Genomic DNA, 21554 nt, shown 5'->3' with positions numbered 1-21554 from the left:
CGTGACCCGGAGGACAGGACCGACCTGCGCAGCCCGCCGGTCAGCGTTTGAAGAACTCCACCTCGGCCAGCGCGATCGAGGTTCCGGGCCCCGTCCCGGCGGCGGCGCGGACGACCAGCGTCACCTTCACGACGTCGCTGACGCCGGTCAGCACGGTCTGCGGGCCCGATTTGTCGTTCAGGGTCACCTTCTGCTCGTGCACCTTTCCGTCCGAGGTCGTCATCTGGAGGTCCAGGGCGGTGGGCCGTGCCTGCTTCAGGAACTGCTGCTGGTCGGTGGAGGCGCCGGTGTGGACGATGACGTCCACCAGCCGGAACGGGCGGGCGAAGGGGAAGCTGATCGAGTCCCCGACGTTCGGCGCCCCCCAGTAGGTGTTGCTCAGCCCGTCGACGGCCAGTTTCGCGGGATGGCCCTCGACCTCCGCACTCGCCGACGCCCCGGTGGGGGTGATCGCCGAGGCGTTGCGGAGCTTGTCCAGCACGTCCTCGTAGAGGTTCCGGCCCTCCGGGTAGAACAGCACCCCCGCGACCACCAGCGCCGCCAGCACGAGCAGCGCGATCATCCGGCGCAGGGTGTTGCCGGAGCCGCCGATGCGCACGCGGCGCCGGAACGGCCAGCGGGTGCGCCACCACGGCAGGGCCGCCACGGGTTCGGCGGGGGTCAGCGGCTCCGCGCAGCGCCGGCAGAACTTCCGGTCGGGCCGGTTGGGCGTGCCGCACCGGGGGCAGGGCGGGCCGACCTGGGCCTCGTCGGCCGCTGCCGGGCGGACGATCGGGCGGGGCGCGACGGGCTTCGCGGGCTGCACCGCCACCGGGTCCGCCACCGGCGGCCGGGCGGCCTCGGGCTGCTGCGGCGGCACCGCCCGGGGGCGGACCGGCGGCACCTCGGGGGCGGGGGCAGCTGCGGGGGTAGGCGCGGGCACCGCGGCGGGCGCGGCGGCGGACGGCCTCGCCGGCTCGGCTGGCCGTGCGGCGGGCGGCTCGGCTGGCCGTGCGGCGGGCCGTGCGGCGGGCGCCGAGGACGGCCGCGCGGGCGGTTCCGCGCGGGCAGCGGCGGCGGGCGGGGCAGCAGCAGGCTGGGCAGCGGCGGCAGGCGGGGCGGCGGCAGAGGTGGGAGCCGCGGAGGCGGGAGCCGCAGAGGTGGCGGCAGCCGTCCCCGACCAGCCGAGGTAGGCACCGCAGTTGCCGCAGAAGTCGTCCCCGTCCTCGTTGGCCACTCCGCACTCGGGACACGTACGCATCGCTCAGCTCTCTTCCGCACCGAGTGGACCGAGTGGACCAGGTGAAGCAGGTGGATCAGGTGGACCGGATGGACCAGGTGGACCGGGCAGGACCTCCACCCGGCAGGTGAGGTGGACCGGGCAGGACGCCCGGACGACCGCCAGCACCTGCTCCTCGTCCACCGTCGGGGTGCGCTCGGGCCAGACCCGCACCAGCAGTTCCCCGGAGGGCGCGGGCGGCAACTCCGCGCCCGGGGTGGTGGACCAGGCCACCCCGCCGCCGTCCACGATCTGCGCGCCGACGCCGAGGATCAGCCGCAGCCGTTCCCGGAGCCCCCGCCGGGTGCCCCGCCACCGGTGCAGTTCGACCGCGCGGCCGACCACGGCGCGGCGGACCTCCTCCGGCCAGGCCTGGTCGGCCTCGACGGCGACCCAGTCCGCCAGCCAGCCGACGAAGTCGGCCGGGGCCAGGCGTGGTTGGAAGTAGGCGGGCAGGTTGTCCAGGGTGGCGAAGACCGGGGCGAGGACGGTGTCCAGGCCGGCGGTGAACCGCTGGGCGAAGTCGTCCTCGGCGTAGAGCGCGGGCAGGAGCTCGCCGATCGGATGCGGGCTGGGCAGCCCGGGGACGGCCGCTCTGCTCATCGCGGACCGTCCGCCGGGAGCGCGGCGACCACGACCTGGTGCTGGTGGGAGAAGACCAGCGCGTCCGGGGCGACGTCGACCCGTTCGGCGGGTGCGCCCCGGCGCCCGGTGATCGGGTCCGCCGGGAAGAGCCGCAGCTCCTCGACCGCCGTGACCCCGGCCACCTGCTGGAGCACCGCGAACACCTCCCCGTACTGCACGGCCCGGCCGAACGGCCAGCCCCTTCCGTCGGCGCCGCCGCGCAGCGGGTTGAGGTGCCGGAACAGGGCCGCGAGCGCCGCCTCCCGGACCCGGTCGCCGTCCGGGGAGCGGGTCGCGAGCCGGGCGACCACCGTCACCCCCTGGTAGTCGGGGGGTTGGACGACGAGCCGGGTGCCGACGAGCCGTCGCTCGTCCAGGGCCGCCGCGATGGCCGACAGCACCTGCTCGCCGGGGATCAGCTGCTCGAACCGCAGGCGGTCGCCCTCGTCCGCGACCGCGTCGGGGACCACCAGCACCCGCACCGCGCCCGCCTCCCCGGCGACGGCCGGCGCGCAGCGCACCCGGGCCGCCGAGGGGGCGGCCTGCCGGGCGATCAGCTCGAAGTCCCCGGCGGTGACGGCCCGTTCCTGGAGGCGCAGCAGGTGGGGGGCGCGCACCTTGGCGTTCTCCACCGTCTCGCCGTCGACCCCGCCCCGGGCCGCCTCGCGGTTGTCGACCCTGGCCACGTACGGGACGGAGCTGCGCAGCACCGTGATCGTCGCCCGGGCGACGTTCCCGGCGGTGCCGCCGCCCGTGCGGTAGTGCGGTACCCGCAGGTGCGCCCCCTTGGGCGGCACCGCGCCGAAGGCGCGCAGGCCGCCGTCGGGTTCCCGGACGGCGGGCGGGAACGCGAACTCGCCCGTGGTCGCGTCGATCACCACGTGCCGGTCGGTCGGCGCCGAGTCGCCGAAGTGCTCGACGGCCGTCCACCGCTCCCAGCCCTCGCCGGCCGCGACCTCGACCACCGGGGGCCCGCCGTCGAGCAGGACGGGCGGCCTGGCGAGCCGGAAGCGCTGGCCCGCGACGCCCTCCGAGGTGCCGAGCGGTGCGTCGGTCACGGTCTGGGCGTGCACGACGGTCGCGGTGCCGCCGACCGTGAACACCTCCGCGCGGCGGATCGTCGGGGACTCCGCGTAGAACGGCTGGCCCGGCTCCGGCGCGGCCACCCGGCAGCGCAGCCAGCCCGCCCGGCGCCCGGCGACCACCGAGGCGACCTGCCCGGCGGGCACGAACACCACCACCTCGCCGGGCCGGTTGAGGCCGCCGGTGGTGTCGGAGCCGGTCTCGCAGGCGATCCACCGCGCGCCGTCCCACACCTCCCAGGCCAGCGGGGGCTGGCGCGGGTCGACGCCGACGCCCTCGACCCGGCTGTCCAGCCGGACGACGAGGATGCAGCGCGGCACGACGGCCGGCAGCGCGAACAGCATGGCGTCCCCGACCTGGGGGCGCGGCTGGAAGCACGGCACGTCCACGCCGTCGGCCAGCCGCGCCGTGGCGTCGGTCTGCTCCCCCGCGGCGGAGACGGTGACCAGCCGGTCGAGGGAGCTGGGGACGACGGGCAGGTCCTCGACGGTGGAGAACACCACCGCCTCCTCGGTCTCGGTCCGCAGCGTGGACACCTCGGTGCCCGCCCGCAGCAGAACCGTTTCGGGCTGCGGGGCCGACAGCCAGAAGTCGACCTCCGCGGTCGCCGCGGCCGGCGGGAAGAGCCGCACGCCCAGCAGGTCGAGGAAGGCGGAGTAGTTCTTCTCCGGCACCCGGTTCAGCCGGTAGAGCAGTTGGTCCACCATGTACGCGAAGGTCTCGATCAGGGTGACCCCGGGGTCGGACACGTTGTGGTCGGTCCACTCCGGGGCCCGCTGCTGGACGAACCGCTTGGCCTCGTCGACGAGTTGCTGGAACCGGCGGTCGTCCAGGTTCGGGGAGGGCAGCGCCATCAGCTCACTCCCCCGGTCACGGCGCCCAGGGCGCCCGGGGTGTCCTGGACCTCCGGGGCGTCCGGCGAGCTCGGGATGGTGTAGAAGGGGAAGACCAGGTTGCGGCGGTCGTTGGTGGACCGCACGGTGTAGTGGACGTCGATGTAGAGCGTGCCGTCGTCGACGGTGTCGAAGGCGATCACGACGTCGTCCACCTCGATGCGGGGCTCCCAGCGGTCCAGTGCGGTGCGCACCTCGCGCGCGATCCGGCCCGCGGTGCCGCCGTCGCTCGGCGCGAACACGTACTCGTGGATGCCGCAGCCGAACTCCGGGCGCATCGGCCGTTCCCCGGGGGCGGTGCCGAGGATCAGCCGGATGGCCTCCTCGATCTCCCGGTCCCGGTCCACCATGCCGATGCCGCCGGTGGCGTTCACCCGCAGCGGGAAGGCCCAACCACGGCCGATGAAGCCGCTCACGCGACCCCTCCGATCAGCACGTTGAACGCGCCGGTCACGATCTTCGCGCCGCAGGCCGTCTGGTCCCCCACCCGCGCCGCGGGCAGCCCCCCGATCAGGACCAGGCCGCCGGCCGCCGCCTTGGGGCTGGGCATGACGACGTTGCCGGGCCCGAGTTCCACGTGCGGCACGCACACGTGCAGGCTGCCGGTGACGGCGGCCGGGCGGCCTCCGATCAGCACGGTCTCCGCCGCGAGGGCGCCTGGTGGCGGGGTGGTGATGGCACCGCCGTCGCTGGTGGTGTCACCCATCCGGGCTGCGGGGGGCATCTGCGTTCTCCTATCGGGTGGTTCGAGGGGGCCGGAGGGGCAGTGTCGATGACGGCGAGTCAGTTGATGCGCACGAGGGCCGCCTTGAGCACCGCCAGCGCGCCGCCGTCCACGGTGACCTCGGTGCGGCCGGTGACGTTCACCGATCCGCCGCGCAGGTTCACCGCCCCGGCGCCGGCGTCGATGGTGATGCCGGTGGAGGACAGCCGCACCGAACTCGCCGCCGCCGCACCGGCCGCGCCGAAGACGGTCAGGACGATCTCACCGCGCTGCTCGTCCAGCCGCACCTCCAGCTTCCGGTCCCCGCTGGCCAGCCGGACGCCGGACTGGCCGCCCGGCACGTCCAGCAGCTCCAGACGGTGGCCCGAACGGGAGACCAGCGAACGGCGGTTGACCTTCCCGCCGGCCGGGTCGACCAGCGGCACCTCGTGCGGCGAGGGCTTGTCGACGCCGTTGTAGAGGCCGCCCAGCACGTACGGGCTGTCCAGGCAGCCCTGTTCGAAGCCGACCAGCACCTCATCGTTCACCTCGGGGCTGAACACTCCGCCGCCGCCCTGCCCGCCCCACTGGACGGTACGCACCCAGTCGGAGACGTAGGTGTCGTCCAGCCACGGGAACTTCAGCCGCACCCAGCCGCGTTGCGCGCCCCCGGGCTCCCGGACGTCGGTGACCACGGCGATGGCCAGACCGGGCATCCGCGGCCCGCGCGGGACCGCGTTGCCCCCGGTGACCAGCCCCGCGAGGGAGCGGTCCGGCGCCGCGCTGACCACGACGGTGGTCCGGTAGCCGCGGTAGGGCTCCAGCAGGTGGCGCACCGCGGTGGCCGTGTAGCGGCCGGAGAAGGCGGCGCCGACGTTGCCCAGGGCGACCGGAACGCCCGCCCGCAGCTTCGGGTTGCCCTCGACGACCGCCTCCAACTCGCCGAACCCGGCGGCCACCGAGGCGGCCACCGACCCGGCCGCGGCCGCCGTCTCCGCCTGCGTGCGGTACGGGGTGTCGGTGACGGTCATCCGCGCCCGTCCGGCGAAGGCGGCGGCCACCGTCGACGGGCTCATCCCGGGCCGCACCGTCTCGCTGGCCACCGACGGCTCCGTGGCGACCAGGGCCTTCTTGGTGAGAACGTTCCAGCCGCGCACCTCGACCGTGTCCGCCCCGCCGCCACCCGTCAGCACGCCGCGCAGCTCCAGCAGGTTGCGGCCGTACTCCAGGACCATCGGGTTCTGCGGAGCGGGCGTCGAGGGGGCCGGGGCCGAGGAGGCCTGCTCGGGCTTGACGAACTCCAGCAGCCCCTCGTCGTCCGCCCGCACCTGCGCGCCGCTCTCCTGCGCCAGGTACTGGAGGAACTCCCAGTCCGAGACGTTGGCCTGCGACAGCTGCTCGTGGACCACGGGGAACGCGTCGACCCGGCCGCAGCCGAGCCCGGCGCCCGCGGCGACCTGGCGGACGACGTCCGCCGTCGACATGTTGCGGAACGCCTTCACCCGGCGCCCGCGCATCAGCCGGTGGGTGATGGCGGACGCCCGCACCACGGTGAACGAGCCGGTGGTGTCCACGTCCAGCTCCAGCGCCGTCACCTCGCCGGTGAACAGCCGCACCTGCGCGTTGCCCTGCACCGTCATCACGGAGACCCGCAGCCGGGTGCCGATGGTGACCCCGGTCGCGGAGAGGAAGGTGTGGTCCGCGTCGCGGAACATCAGCACGGCGGTGTCGGGCAGGCCCACGCTCTCCTCGATGTCGCAGGAGACCAGCTGGGCCGCCCAGACCGGCGGCAGCGGGCCGGGCGCCTCGACGATCGGATCCGCGGCGAAGGAACGGCCGCCGCGCGCCTCGGGAGTGGTCATGACCGCCCGCCTCGGGTGGGCTCGTCGATCCCCGGCACGATCAGTTCCACCCCGGGGACGAGCACCATCGGATCGTCGATGTCGTTGGCCTCCGCGATGGTGCGCCACGCCGTCGCGTCGCCGTACTCGCGCCAGGCGAGCAGCGGCAGGCTGTCGCCCGCGATCACCCGGTGGGTGCTGCGCGCCTCCATCGAGCCGGAGGTCGGGTTCTGGCCCGGCGTGTCGACACTGGCCTCGTCGATGGTGAACGAGCAGGTGGCCCGCAGCGGCTTGCCGTCGACGTCGAAGAGCGAGTAGGTGACCTGAAGACCGGTCAGCACCCCGTTGAACGAGGTCGTCGACGACGTGCCCCAGTCCAGCCGGATCCACGGGCTCGCCGGCTTCTTGCGCGCCAGGCTGGCCGGAGTCGGGACACAGGCCGTCATCAGTTGCTCCACCGCCTTCTCCACGGAGTCGTCATGGGTCGCCGTCGCATCGAGGAACACCTCCATGGACAGCGAGCGGGGCCCGCTGCCGACGAACTCGGGCAACGCGGACTCGGCGGCCATCCGGGACGGGGTGCGGCGCCACTCCGAGGACTTCCGCAGCACCAGGCTCGACGGGTTGAACTGGAGCGGGAGCCGCGCGATCACCCCGCCGGGCTGCGCTCCGACCGTCGCCGGGGGCTCCATGATGGCCAGTTGGGCCCGGGTGACACTCGCGGGGACCACTGAGGACATCCCGCACCTCCTTCCGTTCGTCGTCCGATGGGTGGCCTGCGCCGGGTGCGACGCGCCGTCACGATGACGGGCGCAGACCGACGTGGGCGATCTCCAGGGACTCCATCGCCACCTGCGAGCTCGCCGGGTCGAACGACGGGCCCTGCCAGCGGACGGGCACGATACCGAGCACCTGCCACCTGACGATGGGGCTCAAATCGGGCCGCAGGGCCACGATTTCGCCGTTCTTGGGCTGGACCCGCCGTACGGTCTCGTCCAGCCAGCGCGCGATCTTGGCGGTGTCCGCGGTGACCGCGCGGGTGAGCGTGATGTTCGACCAGGTGATGCGGCCCGGCAGTTGCCAGGAGAAGCCGTTGTTGCCGCCCTCGGCGTACTGATGGATCTCGACCTCGGCACCCAGCCCCGAGCACGTCGTGAACTCCCCCAGGTCGTTGCCGCCGATCGTGAGCCTGAAGAACACGCTCGTCGCGAAGATGTTGTCGGTCATTCCTGCCTCCGTCGCCTGCCCGCCTACCGCTGCCCGTCTGCCCGCCGCGCCCTGAGCGCTCAGCGGCGGCCGTCGTACGGCCGCCCGGCGCGCTCCCTTCCCCTGCGCAGTTCGGCGCGCAGCAGCCGTCCGACGGGCTCGATCAGGCGCCGGGCCAGTTCGTCGAGGTCGGCCCCCGACGGGGACCCGGTCGACGACCCGCCGCCCGGCTGCGGGGGCGGGGCCGCGGTCGGCGGCGGGGACGAGGCGGTCTGGACGGTCACCGGGGTGCGGGCCGGTACGGCGGTCAACGGCACCCCGGACAGACCCGCCTGCTCCGCCACCCGTTGCAGCACCCGTGCCGTCTCCGCCGACGGCCGCGACGGCGTGGACGGCCCGGTCGGCCCGGTCGGCCCGGTCGGCGCGGAAGACGATCCCGCGCCGCCCAGGGACGGCGCGGTCCACGACCACGAACCGGTGCGCAGCGGCGAATCGCCGCCCGCCCCCGGCCCACCGAGGCCGCCGTCCGCGACGCCCGGCACCCGGGTGCCGCCGCTCGGCAGCGGCGGCGTCGCGGACGCGGGCACGGCGGGGCCAACGTGACCGGCGCGACCGGCGACCGGCAGCCGCTGGATCACCCCCGGGACCGCCGGGGACGCCAGGGCCCTCGGCGGCGTGAGGCGCACCAGCGGCACGCTCGGAGCACGGCCACCGGAGGAGGCCGGCACCGACGCAGGACGGCCCCCGCGACCGGCGGGGACTGTGGCAGGCGCCGACGCACCTTCGGAGGACGCCGGTCGAACGGACGGTTCGGCCGGGCCAGGGGTAGGACCAGGGCCGGCGGCAGCCACAGCGGCAGCGGCAGCGGCAGCGGCAAGGCCAGCGGCCGGGCCGGCGACAACGGGGCCGGCGGACGCCGACCGCTGCACGCTCACAGCGCGCCCGGCACGGGAGGCGCCCACAGCCGCCGGGCCGCCATCGACCACGCCGGCCGGGGGTGCTGGACGCTCCCCGCGCCGCACCCGACCAACGGGAGCCACGATCGGCACCGCAGCGCCTCGCGGCTCCGCCGACCGGACGCCCGGTTCGACGGAGCTCGGGCCGCCGGCGACGGAACGCCGCACCGCCGGACCGTGACCGCCACGCTCCACGACCACCGGCGGCACGGGAGTCTCCCCGCGCCGCACCCGCCCGGCAGGGGCGAAGGCGGGCACCACAGGTCGCCCGGCCGACGCCTCCGCACGAGGGCCCCCGGCCGTCGTCGAATGTTGCACACCCGCCCGCCCCGCAGGAGGACCGCCGTGCTCCGACGACCGCGTATCCGCCTTCACCGAGCGGCCGGTGCCAGGACCGGCGGCCACCGGACCAGAGCCATCGGATGCCGAACGCTGCACGCTCGGACGCCCCGCAGCGGCACCACCGCGCCCTGACGGCCGCAACGTCCGCGCCACCGAGCCGACCGGCTCCGACGGCCGCGCATCCGGCTCCGACGGCCCGGCGCCGCCGGTCACCGAACGCTGCACACTCGAACGCCTCACAGCAGCGGAACGCCCGACCGCACCAGAACCGGCAGACCCGGCAGACCCGCCGACCGCCGAACCCCGCGCACCCCGCACCGCCGGTCCGGTGCCGTCCGGGTCCGCCGCTGCCGCCGGGCGCGCGGCCTCGGGCCGACTCGTCTGTGCACGTCGGGGGAGCCGCAGAACGGCGGCGGCCCGGTGCCGCCAGCTCACGGGTGTCGCCGGTTCCGGGGCCGAGGGACCTTCGGCGCGCGCGGGCGGCTCCTGCGGCCAGGCGGCCCTGACGACAGGTGGGGCGGGCGCAGGCACGGGGCCGGGCCCCGGTGTGGGCACCGCCGCCGGTGCGGCGAGCGTGGACGCCAGGCGGCGCTCGCCGAGCAGGCCGAGCGTGCGGTGGCCGGGCGCGGCCACCGGACGTACGGCGGTGCCGCCGATCGGCGAGCGGGCCACGACCAGCGGGCCGTGCTCGCCCAGCGAAGCGGCCGACCGCACGTTCCGGGCGCCACCCGTGCCACTCGTGCCACTGCTACCACCGGTACTACCGGCGCCTCGGGTGCGGCGGGCCGCGTCCTGCGGTGCCGTCCCGGAGGACGGCTGCGGCCCTACGGCGGGACCAGGCGCGGTGGGGCCGACCTGTCCGCTCGTGTCAGCGCTCTGCCCGCCGGGCGCAGTCGCACGCTGGACTGCCGTGGCACCCGGCTCGGCGGCGGCAGTGGCCGCCGCCCGAGGGGCGCCTTCCCGGCTCGGGGTCACCGTACTTCGGCCGGCCGACTGCGACGGCGCGGACGGAGCGGGGGAGCCGGGAGTCGCAGGGGTGTCGGGAGTCGCGGGGGCGCCGTGGCCCGGGGTCATGACCCGCCGGACGGGGCCGCGCCGACCGTCGGCCGCGCGGGCGGCCCGTGCTCCGGGTGCCGCACCCGCCGTCGGCGGCAGCGCGGTCAGCGGCGCGCCCAGGCCCCCGTGCGTACGCGCGTTGGAGGATTCGGCGCGCGGCTGTGCGCCGCGCTGCGCGGCGGTCGGGCCGCCGCCGGTCTGAGCGGCGCGCTGCACGGGGGTGTCCCCGCGCCGACCGGTGTCGGGGCGGGCCGGGTGCACCGGGCTGCCCGGTGCGGACGGCTCCGCGCCGGCCGGCCCGCTCCCCGCCGGAGCGGCCGGGTGCGCGGGCGGGTGCGCGGGCGGGGAGACGATCGGCATCGGCCCGTGCCCGTGCCCGGGTCCGTGCCCAGGGCCGGGGCCTGCCGCGCCGTCGGCGTTGAGCCGTGGCGAGGCGCTGGCGGGCAGCGAGGTCAGCGGGGCCCCGAGGACGGGTCGGCGCGGTGCGGCGCCTCCCGTCGCGGAGCGCTGCACGGCGTTGCCGGCGCGCGGGGTCGGGGTACTGGCCGGCCGCACCGGCGCCGGCTCGGAGGTCCCGGCCGGCTGCACGCTGACACCCGGCTCCGCCACGGGCGGCACGACGGCGGCGGAACGTTCTGCCGGCTTCGCGCCCCCGGGCCGATCCACCGGCGCCGCGCCCTCGGAACGCTCCACCGGCTTCGCGCCCTCGGGCCGATCCACCGGCGCCGCGCTTTCGGAACGCTCCGCCAGCCTCGCGCCCTCGGAACGTTGCACGGGCCGGGGCGGGATCACGGCCACCGCGCGCGACGGCAGCGACCGGGGGCGCGGTGCGACGGTCAGCGGCTTTCCGATGCGGCGCGGCGGGACCGGCCGGGTCGGCCCGGCAGACGGCGTCTCGGAGCCGTGGGCGGCCTCCGGGGCAGCCGGGACGGCGCCGCCCTCGGCGGTCACCGCCCGTACGGGCAGCCGTCGCACCACGGCGCCGGACCTCTGCACCTGCCGCGCCTGCCCGGGCCCACCCGCCTCGCTCGGCCCGTCCTCCATCGAAGCCGGAGCCGAAGCCGAAACCGGAGCCGGAGCCGACGACGCCACCGCCGGTGCGGCGTACGACAGCGCGGGCCCGTCCGCCCCGGCGGAAGCCGCCGGGCCGAGGGGCCGAGCCACCGCCCGCAGGATGCCCGCCGGGGCGGACGGCAGGACCGCGTGCCCGAGCGCACCGGTCAGCGAGGGGTTCTGCCAGGAGGCGAGCCGGGACCGGAACCGCAGGCCGTCGCTGACCCCGGCCGCCGCCCCCGCGAGGGTCGGGGCCAGGGGCGCGACCGCGCGCCAGCCGCCGTCCGCAGTGGGCACGTCGGCCCGGGGCGCCGGGGCCGCGTCACGCGTGCCGCCCGAGACACCCGGGGCGCCCGAAGCACCGGGAGCGCCCACCTCGCCCGGACGGCCGGCCTTCCGGCGTCCGAACCGGTCCCGGATCCCCATCCCGTTCACCCGCCTTCGTTGACGCGGGTGTTGATCCGCGCGATCTCCCGCACCCACGCACGGCGTTCGTGGTGGGAGAGGTCGAGGATGTCCTCCCGCTGCCAGTGGAAGTGGTAGGCGATGTACGCGATCTCCTCGTACAGCCGGGTGGTCGCGTACGTCACGATTCCCCCAGGCGCCCACCAGCGAGGTCGACTTCGAAGGAGCCGTCGCAGTGCGGGCAGGTCACCGCGGCGCGGGTGTGGCCCTCGCTGTTGATCCGCTGGTAGAAGTCCTGGAGGAACGCGACGTCGGTGGCGTACATCTGCTCGACGACGCCGGCGTGCACGTCGGTGACGGTGCCGAGCCGGGTGATCACGTGGCTGAGCAGCACCACGCTCAGGTACGCCGGATTCTCCTTGACCCGCAGGTCGATCTGGGGCATCAGTTCGTCCCGCGCGGTGGCCAGGCGCATGGCGCCGTGGCGGTGCAGGGTGCCCTCGTCGTCGAGGTACCCGCGCGGGAGCTCGAACTCGAACTCCGTGTGCAGTCCGTGCCCCTGGGGGCCCCGTCCCCGCTGCGGCGCGGCGGCCTGCGGGGCCGGGGTCGCAGCGGGGGACGGTGCCGGGGCCTGCTCCAGGAGTTCGTCAAGGCTGATCCGTCGCCTCATTCGACGTGGATCTCCTCGAACACGATGGTCACCGTCTCGGACGCGGCGCTGGATTCACCGGCGGTGAGGGTGGGGCCCTCCCACCGGCTGGCCCAGGCGTTCATCAGCTGGATCCGCCGGAGGGTGGCGCCGGTGGTGTCCTTGACCTCGATGGTGAGGTTCTGCCGCGCGGTGTTGATCGCGCCGTTGTTGAGCGTCTCGTTGATCCACTTGGTGAACGCCCCGCTCTTGTCGAGCCCGCGGGTGATCGTCACCTCGCCCGGCAGCCGCGCGCCGGGCTGCTTGCGAACGATCAGCTTGCCCTGCTGGGTCACCTGCTTGTACTCGACGACGTCCTGGTCGACGGTCAGGTTGCTGACCTCCTTGACCGACTCGACGTTGTAGCCGCCGAGCTGGACGCCGAATATGTGTGTGGAGAGCGGATCGCCTTCTGCCATGACTTCCTGTCACCTTCCGGTCTGTGCTGGCCTGCTGGTCACTCGTTGACGAGGCTCGTGCTGTCGGAGAACTGGGACAGCCGGAACACCACGAACTCGGCGGGCTTCACCGGAGCGACCCCGATCTCGCACACCACCTGCCCGAGGTCGATGGACTCCTGCGGATTGTTCTCGCGGTCGCACTTGACGTAGAAGGCCTCCGCGGCCGTGGCGCCGAACAGTGCCCCGCGTCGCCACTCCTCGGTCAGGAACGCCGTGATGTTGCGGCGGATGCTGGACCACAGCCGGTCGTCGTTGGGCTCGAACACCACCCACTGGGTCCCCAGGAGGATGGACTCCTCCAGGTAGTTGAAGAGCCGCCGCACGTTGAGGTAGCGCCACGCCGGGTCCGAGGAGAGGGTCCGGGCGCCCCAGATCCGGATGCCGCGCCCGGGGAAGGCCCGCACGCAGTTGACGCCGATGGGGTTCAGCAGGTCCTGCTCGCCCTTGCTGAGGCGGATCTCCAGGTCCACCGCGCCGCGGATGACCTCGTTGGCCGGCGCCTTGTGCACGCCGCGTTCGGCGTCGCTGCGCGCCCACACCCCGGCGGCGTGACCGCTCGGGGGGACCATCGTGTTGCGGCCGGTCGCCGGGTCGAACACCTTGATCCACGGGTAGTACAGGGCCGCGTAGCGGGAGTCGAAGCCCGCCTCGTTGTTGCGCCAGTTGCGCACCTGCTGGGCGCTCAGCCCGGGCGGGGCGTCCAGGACGGCGATCCGGTCGCCCATCTGCTCGCAGTGCGACATCACCGCGAGTTGGACGGTCCGGACGCCCTCGGCGTCGATGTCCCCGCGCTGGAAGGCGCTCATCAGGTCGGGCACCGCGACCATGGTGATCTCGTCGATCGCCTCCAGGCCGGAGAACCCGGTCCTGGCCGCGGCGTCACCGACGTACTCGGCGGGGCTCAGCCGGGTGCCGGCGGGCGCGATCGGCCCGGTCGCGGGGGCGGCGAGGGCGAGCGTCTGGCGCTCCGGGCGGCTCGGCGCGGTGCCCGGCTGCTCGCTGACCGCGACGAGCTTGGACTCGCGCAGCTGGGTGACGACGTAGCCCTTGGTGTTCTTGCGGGTCGAGACCTCGTACGTCTCGACGACCTCGGCGCCCTTGCGGACCACCAGCCGGAACCGGTCGTCGGGGACGTTCTCCCCCTCGACGTCGGCGATCTCGACGGACAGGTCGCCGCCCGCGCCGGGCAGGGCCGAGAACAGGAAGCCGGCGTGGGCGGTGGGCGCGGGCACCGGTCGGACGGCCTCCGGCCTGCCGCCGGCCGCCGCACCGCCGGGCTGGCCGATCCGGACGACGTAGACGGCGCCGCCGCCGTTGGCGAAGAAGCCGTACACGGCGTGGGGCAGATAGGTGCCTTCGGAGAAGCCGCCGAACTGCTGGACGTACTGGTCCCAGTTGGTCACCAGGGTGGGCTCGTGGAAGGGGCCGGTCTCGGCGAAGCCGACCAGAGCGGCGACGGCTGTGCCGACGCCCTCGATCGGCCGGGCACCGGACTGGACCTCCTCCACGTACACGCCCGGGGTGAGGTACGACGGCATGCTCGCTCCTTCGGGGTGGCCGATCAGTCGCCACCGAGTCTGCTGCCGGGCCGCCTCCCGCGACATGTCCCCAGGTCCCGGACCAGGGGCAAAGCCGCTGCCCCGGCGGGCACCCCGGCAGGGGCCCACTGGTCGCCGGTCGGTCGCCGGTCGGTCGCCGGTCGGTCGCCGGCCGCCGTCGGCCGGTGGTCGCCGGTCCGCGGCGCAGTGGTCGCCCGCCCGCGCGCTCAGGCCCGCCCGGCGTCCCCGGCGGCGCGCGACCACGGCCCGAACTCGCTCTCCAGGACCAGCCGGCCGAGCTTGCGGTACTCCCGCTCGACCGCGAACACCAGCTCCGCCATGCCCAGCGGCCGGCCCGTCTCGGCGGCCAGGTAGGCCGCCGTCACCGCGCAGGCCCGGATGGAGCCGCCGGCGAGTTCGAAGTGCCGTGCGCAGAAGGCCAGGTCGAGGTCGTCACCGCGGGGGATCCGCGGGCCCAGGCAGCGCTCCCACAGGGCGTGCCGCTGTTCCTCGTCCGGCACCGGGAACTCCGCGATGACGTCCAGCCTTCGGGTGAACGCCTCGTCGAGGTTGGCGCGCAGGTTGGTCGTCAGCACGGCGATCCCGTCGAAGGACTCCATCCGCTGCAACAGGTACGCCGACTCCACGTTGGCGTGGCGGTCGTGGGCGTCCTTGACCTGCGACCGCTTGCCGAAGATGGCGTCGGCCTCGTCGAACAGCAGGACGCCGTTCACCTGCGAGGCCTCGGTGAAGATCCGCTCCAGGTTCTTCTCGGTCTCGCCGATGTACTTGTCCACGACGGTGGACAGGTCCACGACGTACAGCTCCATGCCTAGTTCCGCGGCGACCACCTCGGCCGACATGGTCTTGCCGGTGCCGGACTCCCCCGCGAACAGCGCGATCACCCCGCGCCCGCGCCCGCCGCCCGGCCGCATCCGCCACTGGCCGAGCACCTGGTCGCGGTGCCTGGCGCGCAGCGCGAGCTCGTGCAGCTGGCGCGCGGTGGGCTCGGGCAGCACCAGGTCGTCCCACCCGACGGCGGGCTCGATCCGGCGGGCGAGGCGGGCGAGCCCCGCCCCGTTCTGCGCCCGTACGGCGGCCCGCAGGTCGTCGGCGGTCACCGGGCGGTGTTCGGCGGCGGCCGTCCTGGTCGCGACCCCGGCGGCCCGGGTCACCTGGTCCTCGTCCAACTGGTACGGGGCGACGGCCTCGGCCAACCCGGGGCCGAGCACGCCCTCGTGCGGGCCTTCCGAAGGCTCGCCCGCAGGATCGCCCGAAGCCCCGCCCAGCGCGTGCGCCCAGCGCTCTGCGCGCTGCGCCGGGTCCAGCGGCGGGGCCACGAGCACCACCGGGCTCTCCTGCGCCCAGGTCGGATCCCACGGGCGCGACCCGTGCACGAGCAGCGGCACCTCGGCGAGTTCCGCGCACAGCTCGCGCAACAGCCCGGCCCGCTCCGGGCGTTCGGGTTCGAGCCGCTCCAGCGGGCCCAGCACCACACCGCTGCCGCTCAACCGCGCCTCCCGGGCGAGCGCCCGCACCACGGCGTCCGGGGGGCGGGCGGCGAGCACGGCGACGTCGACGACCAGGGCCCGGCGGCCGAGGCCCGCGAGGGCGTCGACCGCGAGCCGTCCGGCGTTGCCGCCCCGGTCCAGCAGGTGCACCAGTCCGCCGCCGTTGGCCACGGTGGCGCGCAGGCGGCGCGCGGCCTGCGGCGGGGTGCCGGCGCCGGCCCGGCCGACCCGGACCAGTCCGCGCAGCGCGCCGTCGGGTTCGTCCGAGCCGAGCAGATGGGCCGTCACCCGGTCGGGCAGGCGCAGGCCCCGGGAGAGCAGCGGACGCTCCGGTTCGGTGATCTCCAGGAGGCCGCCGGCGATCAGTGGGGCCTGGGTGGAGAAGCGGAACCGGCCCGCGCCCGCCCCGGACCGGCCGCACAGTTCGAGCGCGAGCCCGATCGTCGGCCGGCGCAGGGTCAGGTCGTCGTTGAGGTAGCCGTAGAGCCGTTCGAAGCGGGTGTCGAGGTCGGGGGCGAGTGCCACCAGCAGGAGTTCGAGGTCCACCGGGAGCAGTCCGAAGCCGTCGACGAGCCGTTCGGTCCTCGATCCGGGCGGTGGCGGCGGCGGTTCCCCGAGGGCGGCACCGGCCCGGCCCGAGGCGGCGGGCGCCGCGAGGATCCGCTCCGCCGCCTCCGGGGTGAGGTACTGGCCCCGGTACGGGTCGTCCGGGTCCGGGTCGTCGGCCCGGCGCTCGCGGACGGCGGACCGGATCCGCTCTTCGAGGCGGCGCAGCCGCTCCCACAGGTCGTCCAGGTCGGCGGCGGGCCCGATGGCGGCCGCCGGCTCCAGGTCGAGGGTCATCGCGGCGCGCCGCCGCGCCGACGGCGGCCGGGCGGCAGCCGGCGTTCCCGGGGCGCCGCGAAGCCGTCCGCACCGGGGTCCGTGGCGCCCTCGTAGCGCAGTCGGCGGCCCAGCTCGCCCGAGGCGCCCGTGCCATCCGGGTCGTCCGTGCCGTCCGGGTCGTCCAGGTCGTCCGGGCCGTCCAGGCCGTCCGGGTTGCCCTTGTCACCCTTGTCGACGGCCCGCAGCACGAGCCCGTCGGTGACCGGGGGCCCCGCCGGGGCGCGCTGGCCGGACAACGGGGCGAGCACCCTGAGGTCGATCGAGGGTTTCAGCTCACCGCCGAGGGCCGACCACACGTCGGACACCGACGGCATGCCCTCGCCGCGCCCGGCGGTCTCCAGGCCGACGGTGAGCCCGAGTTCGGCGAGCGTGCCGGTGAGCAGGCGGGCGGGCAGCGCGTCCGTGGCCGTCAGGCAGCGGAGCACCTCCGACAGCAGCCGGTGCTCGTCCTGGGCCCGGTTGGTCCACGCCGTCACCAGGTAGGCCAGCTCGAACCAGCGGGGTGCGCTGCGCCAGGCCACCACCACGCCGTCGGCGTCGTGCTGCTCGGCGGCGCCGGCCTGGCGGCGGGTCACGTCCTCGCGGATGCCGTAGAGGAAGACGCTGACCGTGGGGGCGTTGCGCCGGGCGGCCCAGTCCCGGGTGGGCGAGTCGAAGACCAGCTCGATCCCGCGTTCCTGCAGGCCGCTCTCGACGAGCAGCAGCCGCAGCGCCTCGTCGACCTCGTGGATCACCGGCGCTGCACCTCCCCCGGCGGGCCGACGCTGCCGACCACCACGAGGAAGGGCGTGGTCACCGGGGAGAAGCCGGGGCCGCTCGCGGTGATGGTCCGCGGGCCGGTCTCGTCCTTGGGGAGGATGAGCAACTGGCCCGCGAAGGTGCCGTCGGCCTTGGGGATGGTGGGCGCCGCGAGGGCGGTGATGCCGGGCGTCCAGGTGAAGGTCACCGGCGTGCCCGGCGGGAAGTCGACGCCGCGGACGGACGTCACGAAGCCGGGCTTGCCGATCGGCGGCACCGCGACGATCCGGGGCTGCAGGATGCGCAGCCGGGTCCGGGAGACGTGGTCGCCCGGGTTGGCGTCGGTGCCGGTGGTGGTCAGGACGGAGGTGATGGTGGTGTCCAGGGTCGCCTCGGGGGCGAGCACCACCTGGACGACGGCGCTGCCACCCGGGGGCAGGTCGGCCACGTCGCAGACGCCGCCGGTGCAGCCGGGTGGCAGCGGCCCGGTGGGGACGCCGGCGGGCAGGCCGAGCGAGACGCGCAGTCCGGTGGCGAGGGCCTGGCCGTCGTTGCGCACGGTGTAGGTGACGGTGACCCGGCCGCCGACGTAGCCGGGGTTCGGCTGGGCGCCGACCGTCACGGCCGGTCCGGCCTTCGGCGCGGGCGGCGCCGGCTGCGGCGCGGGGGCCGGGGCGGGCGGCGGTGGCGGGGCCGGCGGTGAGGAGACGGGCGGGGACGGGGACGGCGAGGGCGAGGCGGTCGGAGTCGGGGACGGCGACGCGGCCACGACGGGTACGACCGTCTGCCCGGTGTTGTCCTCGGGCTTCGGGTCGACCACCGCCCCGGTGACCCACCAGCCGAACCGCTGGTCGCCGGCCACGGTGCCGGCGACGGTGGCCGTCACCCGGACGACCGCGCCCGGGGCCAGGGTGCCGAGTTCGCACCGGAGGGCGTCGGCGGCGCAGGTGCCGACCGAGGCCTTCAGCCCGGTGAGCCGGGCGCCCGCCGGCACCGACGCGGTGAACACGGTGCCGGGCGAGGGAGCCGGGCCGTGGTTGGTGACGGTGATGTCCACGGTGGTGGAGCCCCCGACCGGCACCGGGGTCGTGCCGGCCGGCGAGCTCAGCGCCAGGTCGACGGACTGCTGGACGCTCGGCTCCTTCTGCCGCCCCGGCAGCCTGCTGTTGACGGGGGTGAGCCGGTCGGTCGCGAAGTCGTAGCTCGACATCTGCTCCGGCGAGTTCACCGGCAGGGCCCGGCGGGAGGTCAGCACCAGCTGCCCGCCGTCCGCCGTCCAGGCGACGTCGCGGGGCTGGAACGGGCCGGTGGTGGAGGTGTCCGGCAGCGGGCGGCGGCAGGCGTTCCGGTCCTGGCGCAGCCCGGCGGGCAGGACCACCGTGCAGTCGTCGCCGGTGGTCGAGGTGACGAGGACTCCGTTCTGCTGGTTGAGCCCGCCGTCGCCGCCCTTGCGGTTGAAGGCGACGCGCCGGCCGTCGGGCGAGAACGCGGGGCTGTCGTCGATGACGTCGCAGGCGCCCGGGCAGGCCGCGCGGCTGAGGTCGGTCGGCCGGTCGAGGGCGTCGGCGGGCACGGTCCACACGTGCTTGTTGCCGCCGTTGCCGTTGATGACCTCGGTCCTGGTGTAGGCGATCAGTTTGCCGTCCGGGGACCAGGAGGGTTGGGCCATGGAGGCGGCCGGCTGGTCGTTGGTCGGCTCGACGGTGCCGACGATCGCGCCGGTCGCCACGTTCGCGATCAGCACCCGCCCGGGACCGGAGGCCGCCCCGACGCCGCCGGGCGAGGTCCGGGTGAAGGCCATCAGGCGGCCGTCGGGTGAGAGGGCCGGGTCGGTGTCCCAGTCCTTCGGCCCGCGCCCGGCGAGGTTCATCGGGCGCGGGTCGGAGCCGTCGGCGCCGGTCTGCCAGATCCGTTCGATCCGGCCGGCGGGCGAGTCCTCGAAGCGGGTCACCACGATCCCCCGGCCGTCCGGCGTGTAGGTCTGCCGTTCGGCCCACGGGTCGTAGCCGGGGCGGGGGTCGAACAGCGGGTCCACCCCGGGGTCGGTGTTGGTGTCGGCGGCCGGGTCCTCCCGGAGCACGCTGACGCCCAGGTCGCGCGGGTCGGCTCCGTCGGGGCGGATGTCCGACAGGTCGGCCACGTTGGGGGTGCCGGCGCTGTTGCGGTCCACGACGGGCCCGCCGCCCTTCAGGGGGCCGAGCCAGACCGGGGTCCGGACGGCGCGGTCCTCGCTGAACTCCAGTTCGGCCCCGCCGCAGAAGCAGGTCAGGGCGCGGTACACGTTCTCGTACGGCGTCGGGTCGGCGTTGAGCCGGTTGGCGCTGAGGAAGAGCACCCCGCTGCCGTCGGGCAGCCAGCCGGCGGACCTGGTCCGCCAGTCGCCGCCGATGCCGGGGAAGAACGCCCGGTCGTTGGTGCCGGTGGGCGAGATCACCCGCAGCTGCGGGCCGGCCTGGCCGCCCTGGTCCCAGGTGTAGACGATCTGGTCGCGGAGGTCGGGTGCGTCCACCGGGTTCCACGCCGGTTCGACGGCGCTGCCGGCGGTCACCGCGGTGATCCGTTGCGCCGCACCGCCGGCCAGCGGCATGACGTAGACCTGGGTGTGCGCCGGGTCCACGTCGCAGGTGTACGCGACCCACTTGCCGTCGGGCGAGACCGTCGGGTGCGCCTCGGAGTCCGCGGTGTCGGTCAGCCTGCGCAGCCCGGTGCCGTCGGTGTTGACCACCCAGAGGTCCCGCTGGGTCCGCCCGTTGCGTCCGCCGGGCTCCACCGCGTCGAACACGACGGCCTTGCCGTCCGGGGTGAGCGTCGGCTCCGCGGTGTCCATGCCGGTGGTGAGCCGGCGCACCGCGCCCGACGCCTCTCGCAGGTAGACCTGGGGCAGCGGGCCGTCCCGGAGGCTGGTGAACACCAACTGGTCACCGCGCGCCGAGGGTTCGGTGTCGAAGTGGACGGGGCCGGGCCCGAACAGCGGGGCGCTCGACGTCGGCCCGGTCGCCCGGGCCAGGCTGCGGTGACCCGTGCCGGCGTAGACGATCCGTCCGCTCTCCGCCGAGGCTCCGGCGGCCACCGGGGCGGCGCCTCTTCCGTCGCCGTCGGAGTTCGCGGTGCCCAGTGTCACCACGGCCACGGCCAGGGACAGCAACATCGCGACGGCGGCTCGCGTCGACCGCCGGAGGGGGCGGGGAGTGCCGGTGGCGCCGATCACACTCAACCTCACAGACCGAGAAGGGTACGTCCGGCAGTCTCCCCGGCCCGGGCGCGCGGGCGACAGGCCCCGGGCACCCGAGCCGGGGGTAGCGACCGGTGCCCCTGAGGGCAATCCGGCGCCGTCCTCAGATCAGGCCGTGGCGCAGCGCGTACCCGACGGCGTGGGCGCGGTTGCGCAGTCCCAGCCGCGTGGTGATCTCGTGCAGCACGTTCTTGACCGTGCGTTCGGAGTACGAGGTCTGGGCCGCTATCTCACTGGTGTCGAGCCCGTCGGCGACCAGCCGGAGCATCTCGGCCTCCCGGGCGGTCAGGGTCGACAGGGTCAGGCCGCGCGGGTCGAGCATGGTGCGCTGGAGGCTTCCGACCCGGTCGAGCAGCTTGCCGAGGAGGTCCCCGGGCATGACGCCCTCGCCGTTGGCCAGGGCGGTGATGAGGTGGACGAGCCGGTCCTGGTCGGCGTCCGAGCGGCGCAGCACGGCGCCGACGCCGCACTCGATGATGGTCTGCAGGCCGCCGGCCTCGAAGTGGCCGACCACCAGCCCGGTCCGGCTCTGCGTGTTGAGGCGGAGCCGGCGCAGCCGGTCGGTCACGGCGTCGTTCAGCCCGTCCACCACCATCAGGGAGACCTGTGCGCGCGCGACGTCTCCGTCCGCGAGCAGTTCCACCTCCGGCCGCTGCCTCAACTGCTGGACGACGCCCGTGTGCAGGATGATGTCCTCCGCGTACACCGCCACCTGGACCCGGCCCGGCTTGACCCGCACCGCGGTGGGCTCGGCCGATCCACGCGGTCGGGTCTGGAGGGACTTGGTCGCCCCGACGGCCTCATGGGTGGTGGTCTCGATCATCGTCATCCAACTGTTCCGTTCTGCTTCGTCTGCGTCACCGGACGCATGGTGAGGACGGCCGGGCGCCATGGCATGGAGCCGGCCGCAGGTGTTGCCGGGGGCGGGGTGGGGAGCGTCGGCTCGGGCGGCGGGGTGGGGAGCGTTGGCCCGGGCGGCGGGACGGCGGCGCCGGGCAGGCCCGGGTTGTTCCCGCGGGCAAGGCGTGTGCCCGCGGCTTGCCCGCGGGGCTCTCTCCTCGGGGGGCCGTCCGGTCCTACC

Annotated in this window: 17 protein-coding genes; all 17 read right to left on the bottom strand. The window is 75.4% G+C overall.

Translation table 11 applies throughout. The features are described 5' to 3' along the window. Positions 1-40: 40 nt before the first annotated feature. Positions 41-1240, bottom strand: a complete 1200-nt coding sequence (locus tag ACIPLC_RS25190; RefSeq protein ID WP_400475278.1) for an NADase-type glycan-binding domain-containing protein — start codon at positions 1238-1240, stop codon at positions 41-43. 3 nt (positions 1241-1243) lie between these two features. After that, the gene (locus ACIPLC_RS25185) at positions 1244-1861 is read right to left on the bottom strand and encodes a phage tail protein I (protein ID WP_400475277.1); all 618 of its coding nucleotides are present in this window, start codon (positions 1859-1861) and stop codon (positions 1244-1246) included. Beyond that, the gene (locus ACIPLC_RS25180) at positions 1858-3819 is read right to left on the bottom strand and encodes a putative baseplate assembly protein (protein WP_400475276.1); all 1962 of its coding nucleotides are present in this window, start codon (positions 3817-3819) and stop codon (positions 1858-1860) included. The genes ACIPLC_RS25185 and ACIPLC_RS25180 overlap by 4 nt, the downstream gene beginning before the upstream one ends. After that, positions 3819-4274, bottom strand: a complete 456-nt coding sequence (locus ACIPLC_RS25175; RefSeq protein ID WP_400475275.1) for a GPW/gp25 family protein — start codon at positions 4272-4274, stop codon at positions 3819-3821. Before ACIPLC_RS25175 ends, ACIPLC_RS25180 begins: the two co-directional genes overlap by 1 nt. Continuing rightward, entirely contained in the window at positions 4271-4582 is a 312-nt protein-coding gene (locus ACIPLC_RS25170; RefSeq protein ID WP_400475274.1) for a PAAR domain-containing protein, read from the bottom strand. The genes ACIPLC_RS25175 and ACIPLC_RS25170 overlap by 4 nt, the downstream gene beginning before the upstream one ends. Positions 4583-4641: 59 nt before the next feature. Beyond that, positions 4642-6423, bottom strand: a complete 1782-nt coding sequence (locus ACIPLC_RS25165) for a VgrG-related protein (RefSeq protein ID WP_400475273.1) — start codon at positions 6421-6423, stop codon at positions 4642-4644. Then, entirely contained in the window at positions 6420-7142 is a 723-nt protein-coding gene (locus tag ACIPLC_RS25160) for a peptidase M23 (RefSeq protein WP_400475272.1), read from the bottom strand. The genes ACIPLC_RS25165 and ACIPLC_RS25160 overlap by 4 nt, the downstream gene beginning before the upstream one ends. Before the next feature lie 58 nt (positions 7143-7200). Then, positions 7201-7629, bottom strand: a complete 429-nt coding sequence (locus ACIPLC_RS25155) for a phage tail protein (RefSeq protein WP_400475271.1) — start codon at positions 7627-7629, stop codon at positions 7201-7203. Positions 7630-7688: 59 nt separating this feature from the next. After that, positions 7689-8195, bottom strand: a complete 507-nt coding sequence (locus ACIPLC_RS25150; protein WP_400475270.1) for a hypothetical protein — start codon at positions 8193-8195, stop codon at positions 7689-7691. Between the two features lie 3251 nt (positions 8196-11446). Next, a complete protein-coding gene (locus ACIPLC_RS25145) occupies positions 11447-11605 on the bottom strand; it encodes a DUF6760 family protein (RefSeq protein ID WP_400475269.1) in 159 nt (52 codons plus the stop codon). After that, on the bottom strand, positions 11602-12090 hold the full coding sequence (locus ACIPLC_RS25140; RefSeq protein ID WP_400475268.1) for a hypothetical protein: 489 nt from the start codon (positions 12088-12090) through the stop codon (positions 11602-11604). Before ACIPLC_RS25140 ends, ACIPLC_RS25145 begins: the two co-directional genes overlap by 4 nt. Further along, positions 12087-12527 carry a phage tail protein gene (locus tag ACIPLC_RS25135; RefSeq protein ID WP_400475267.1) on the bottom strand — a complete coding sequence of 147 codons (441 nt, stop codon included), beginning with the start codon at positions 12525-12527 and terminating at the stop codon, positions 12087-12089. Before ACIPLC_RS25135 ends, ACIPLC_RS25140 begins: the two co-directional genes overlap by 4 nt. A 38-nt stretch (positions 12528-12565) precedes the next feature. Next, the gene (locus tag ACIPLC_RS25130; RefSeq protein ID WP_400475266.1) at positions 12566-14107 is read right to left on the bottom strand and encodes a phage tail sheath family protein; all 1542 of its coding nucleotides are present in this window, start codon (positions 14105-14107) and stop codon (positions 12566-12568) included. Positions 14108-14334: 227 nt separating this feature from the next. Then, a complete protein-coding gene (locus tag ACIPLC_RS25125) occupies positions 14335-16461 on the bottom strand; it encodes an AAA family ATPase (RefSeq protein ID WP_400475265.1) in 2127 nt (708 codons plus the stop codon). Beyond that, positions 16458-17237 (bottom strand): DUF4255 domain-containing protein, encoded by a 780-nt coding sequence (locus ACIPLC_RS25120; protein WP_400475264.1) that lies wholly within the window; start codon positions 17235-17237, stop codon positions 16458-16460. The genes ACIPLC_RS25125 and ACIPLC_RS25120 overlap by 4 nt, the downstream gene beginning before the upstream one ends. Continuing rightward, the gene (locus ACIPLC_RS25115; protein WP_400475263.1) at positions 17234-20389 is read right to left on the bottom strand and encodes a hypothetical protein; all 3156 of its coding nucleotides are present in this window, start codon (positions 20387-20389) and stop codon (positions 17234-17236) included. Before ACIPLC_RS25115 ends, ACIPLC_RS25120 begins: the two co-directional genes overlap by 4 nt. 187 nt (positions 20390-20576) lie before the next feature. Then, complete coding sequence (locus ACIPLC_RS25110; RefSeq protein WP_400475336.1) at positions 20577-21293, bottom strand: LuxR C-terminal-related transcriptional regulator; 717 nt, start codon at positions 21291-21293, stop codon at positions 20577-20579. Between the last annotated feature and the right edge of the window lie 261 nt (positions 21294-21554).

It is taken from the genome of Kitasatospora sp. NPDC086801 (genome assembly GCF_044745805.1).
Lineage (GTDB): Bacteria > Actinomycetota > Actinomycetes > Streptomycetales > Streptomycetaceae > Kitasatospora.
The sequence above is the reverse complement of the archived record's forward strand: the minus strand, read 5'-3'. Positions and strand labels throughout refer to the sequence as shown.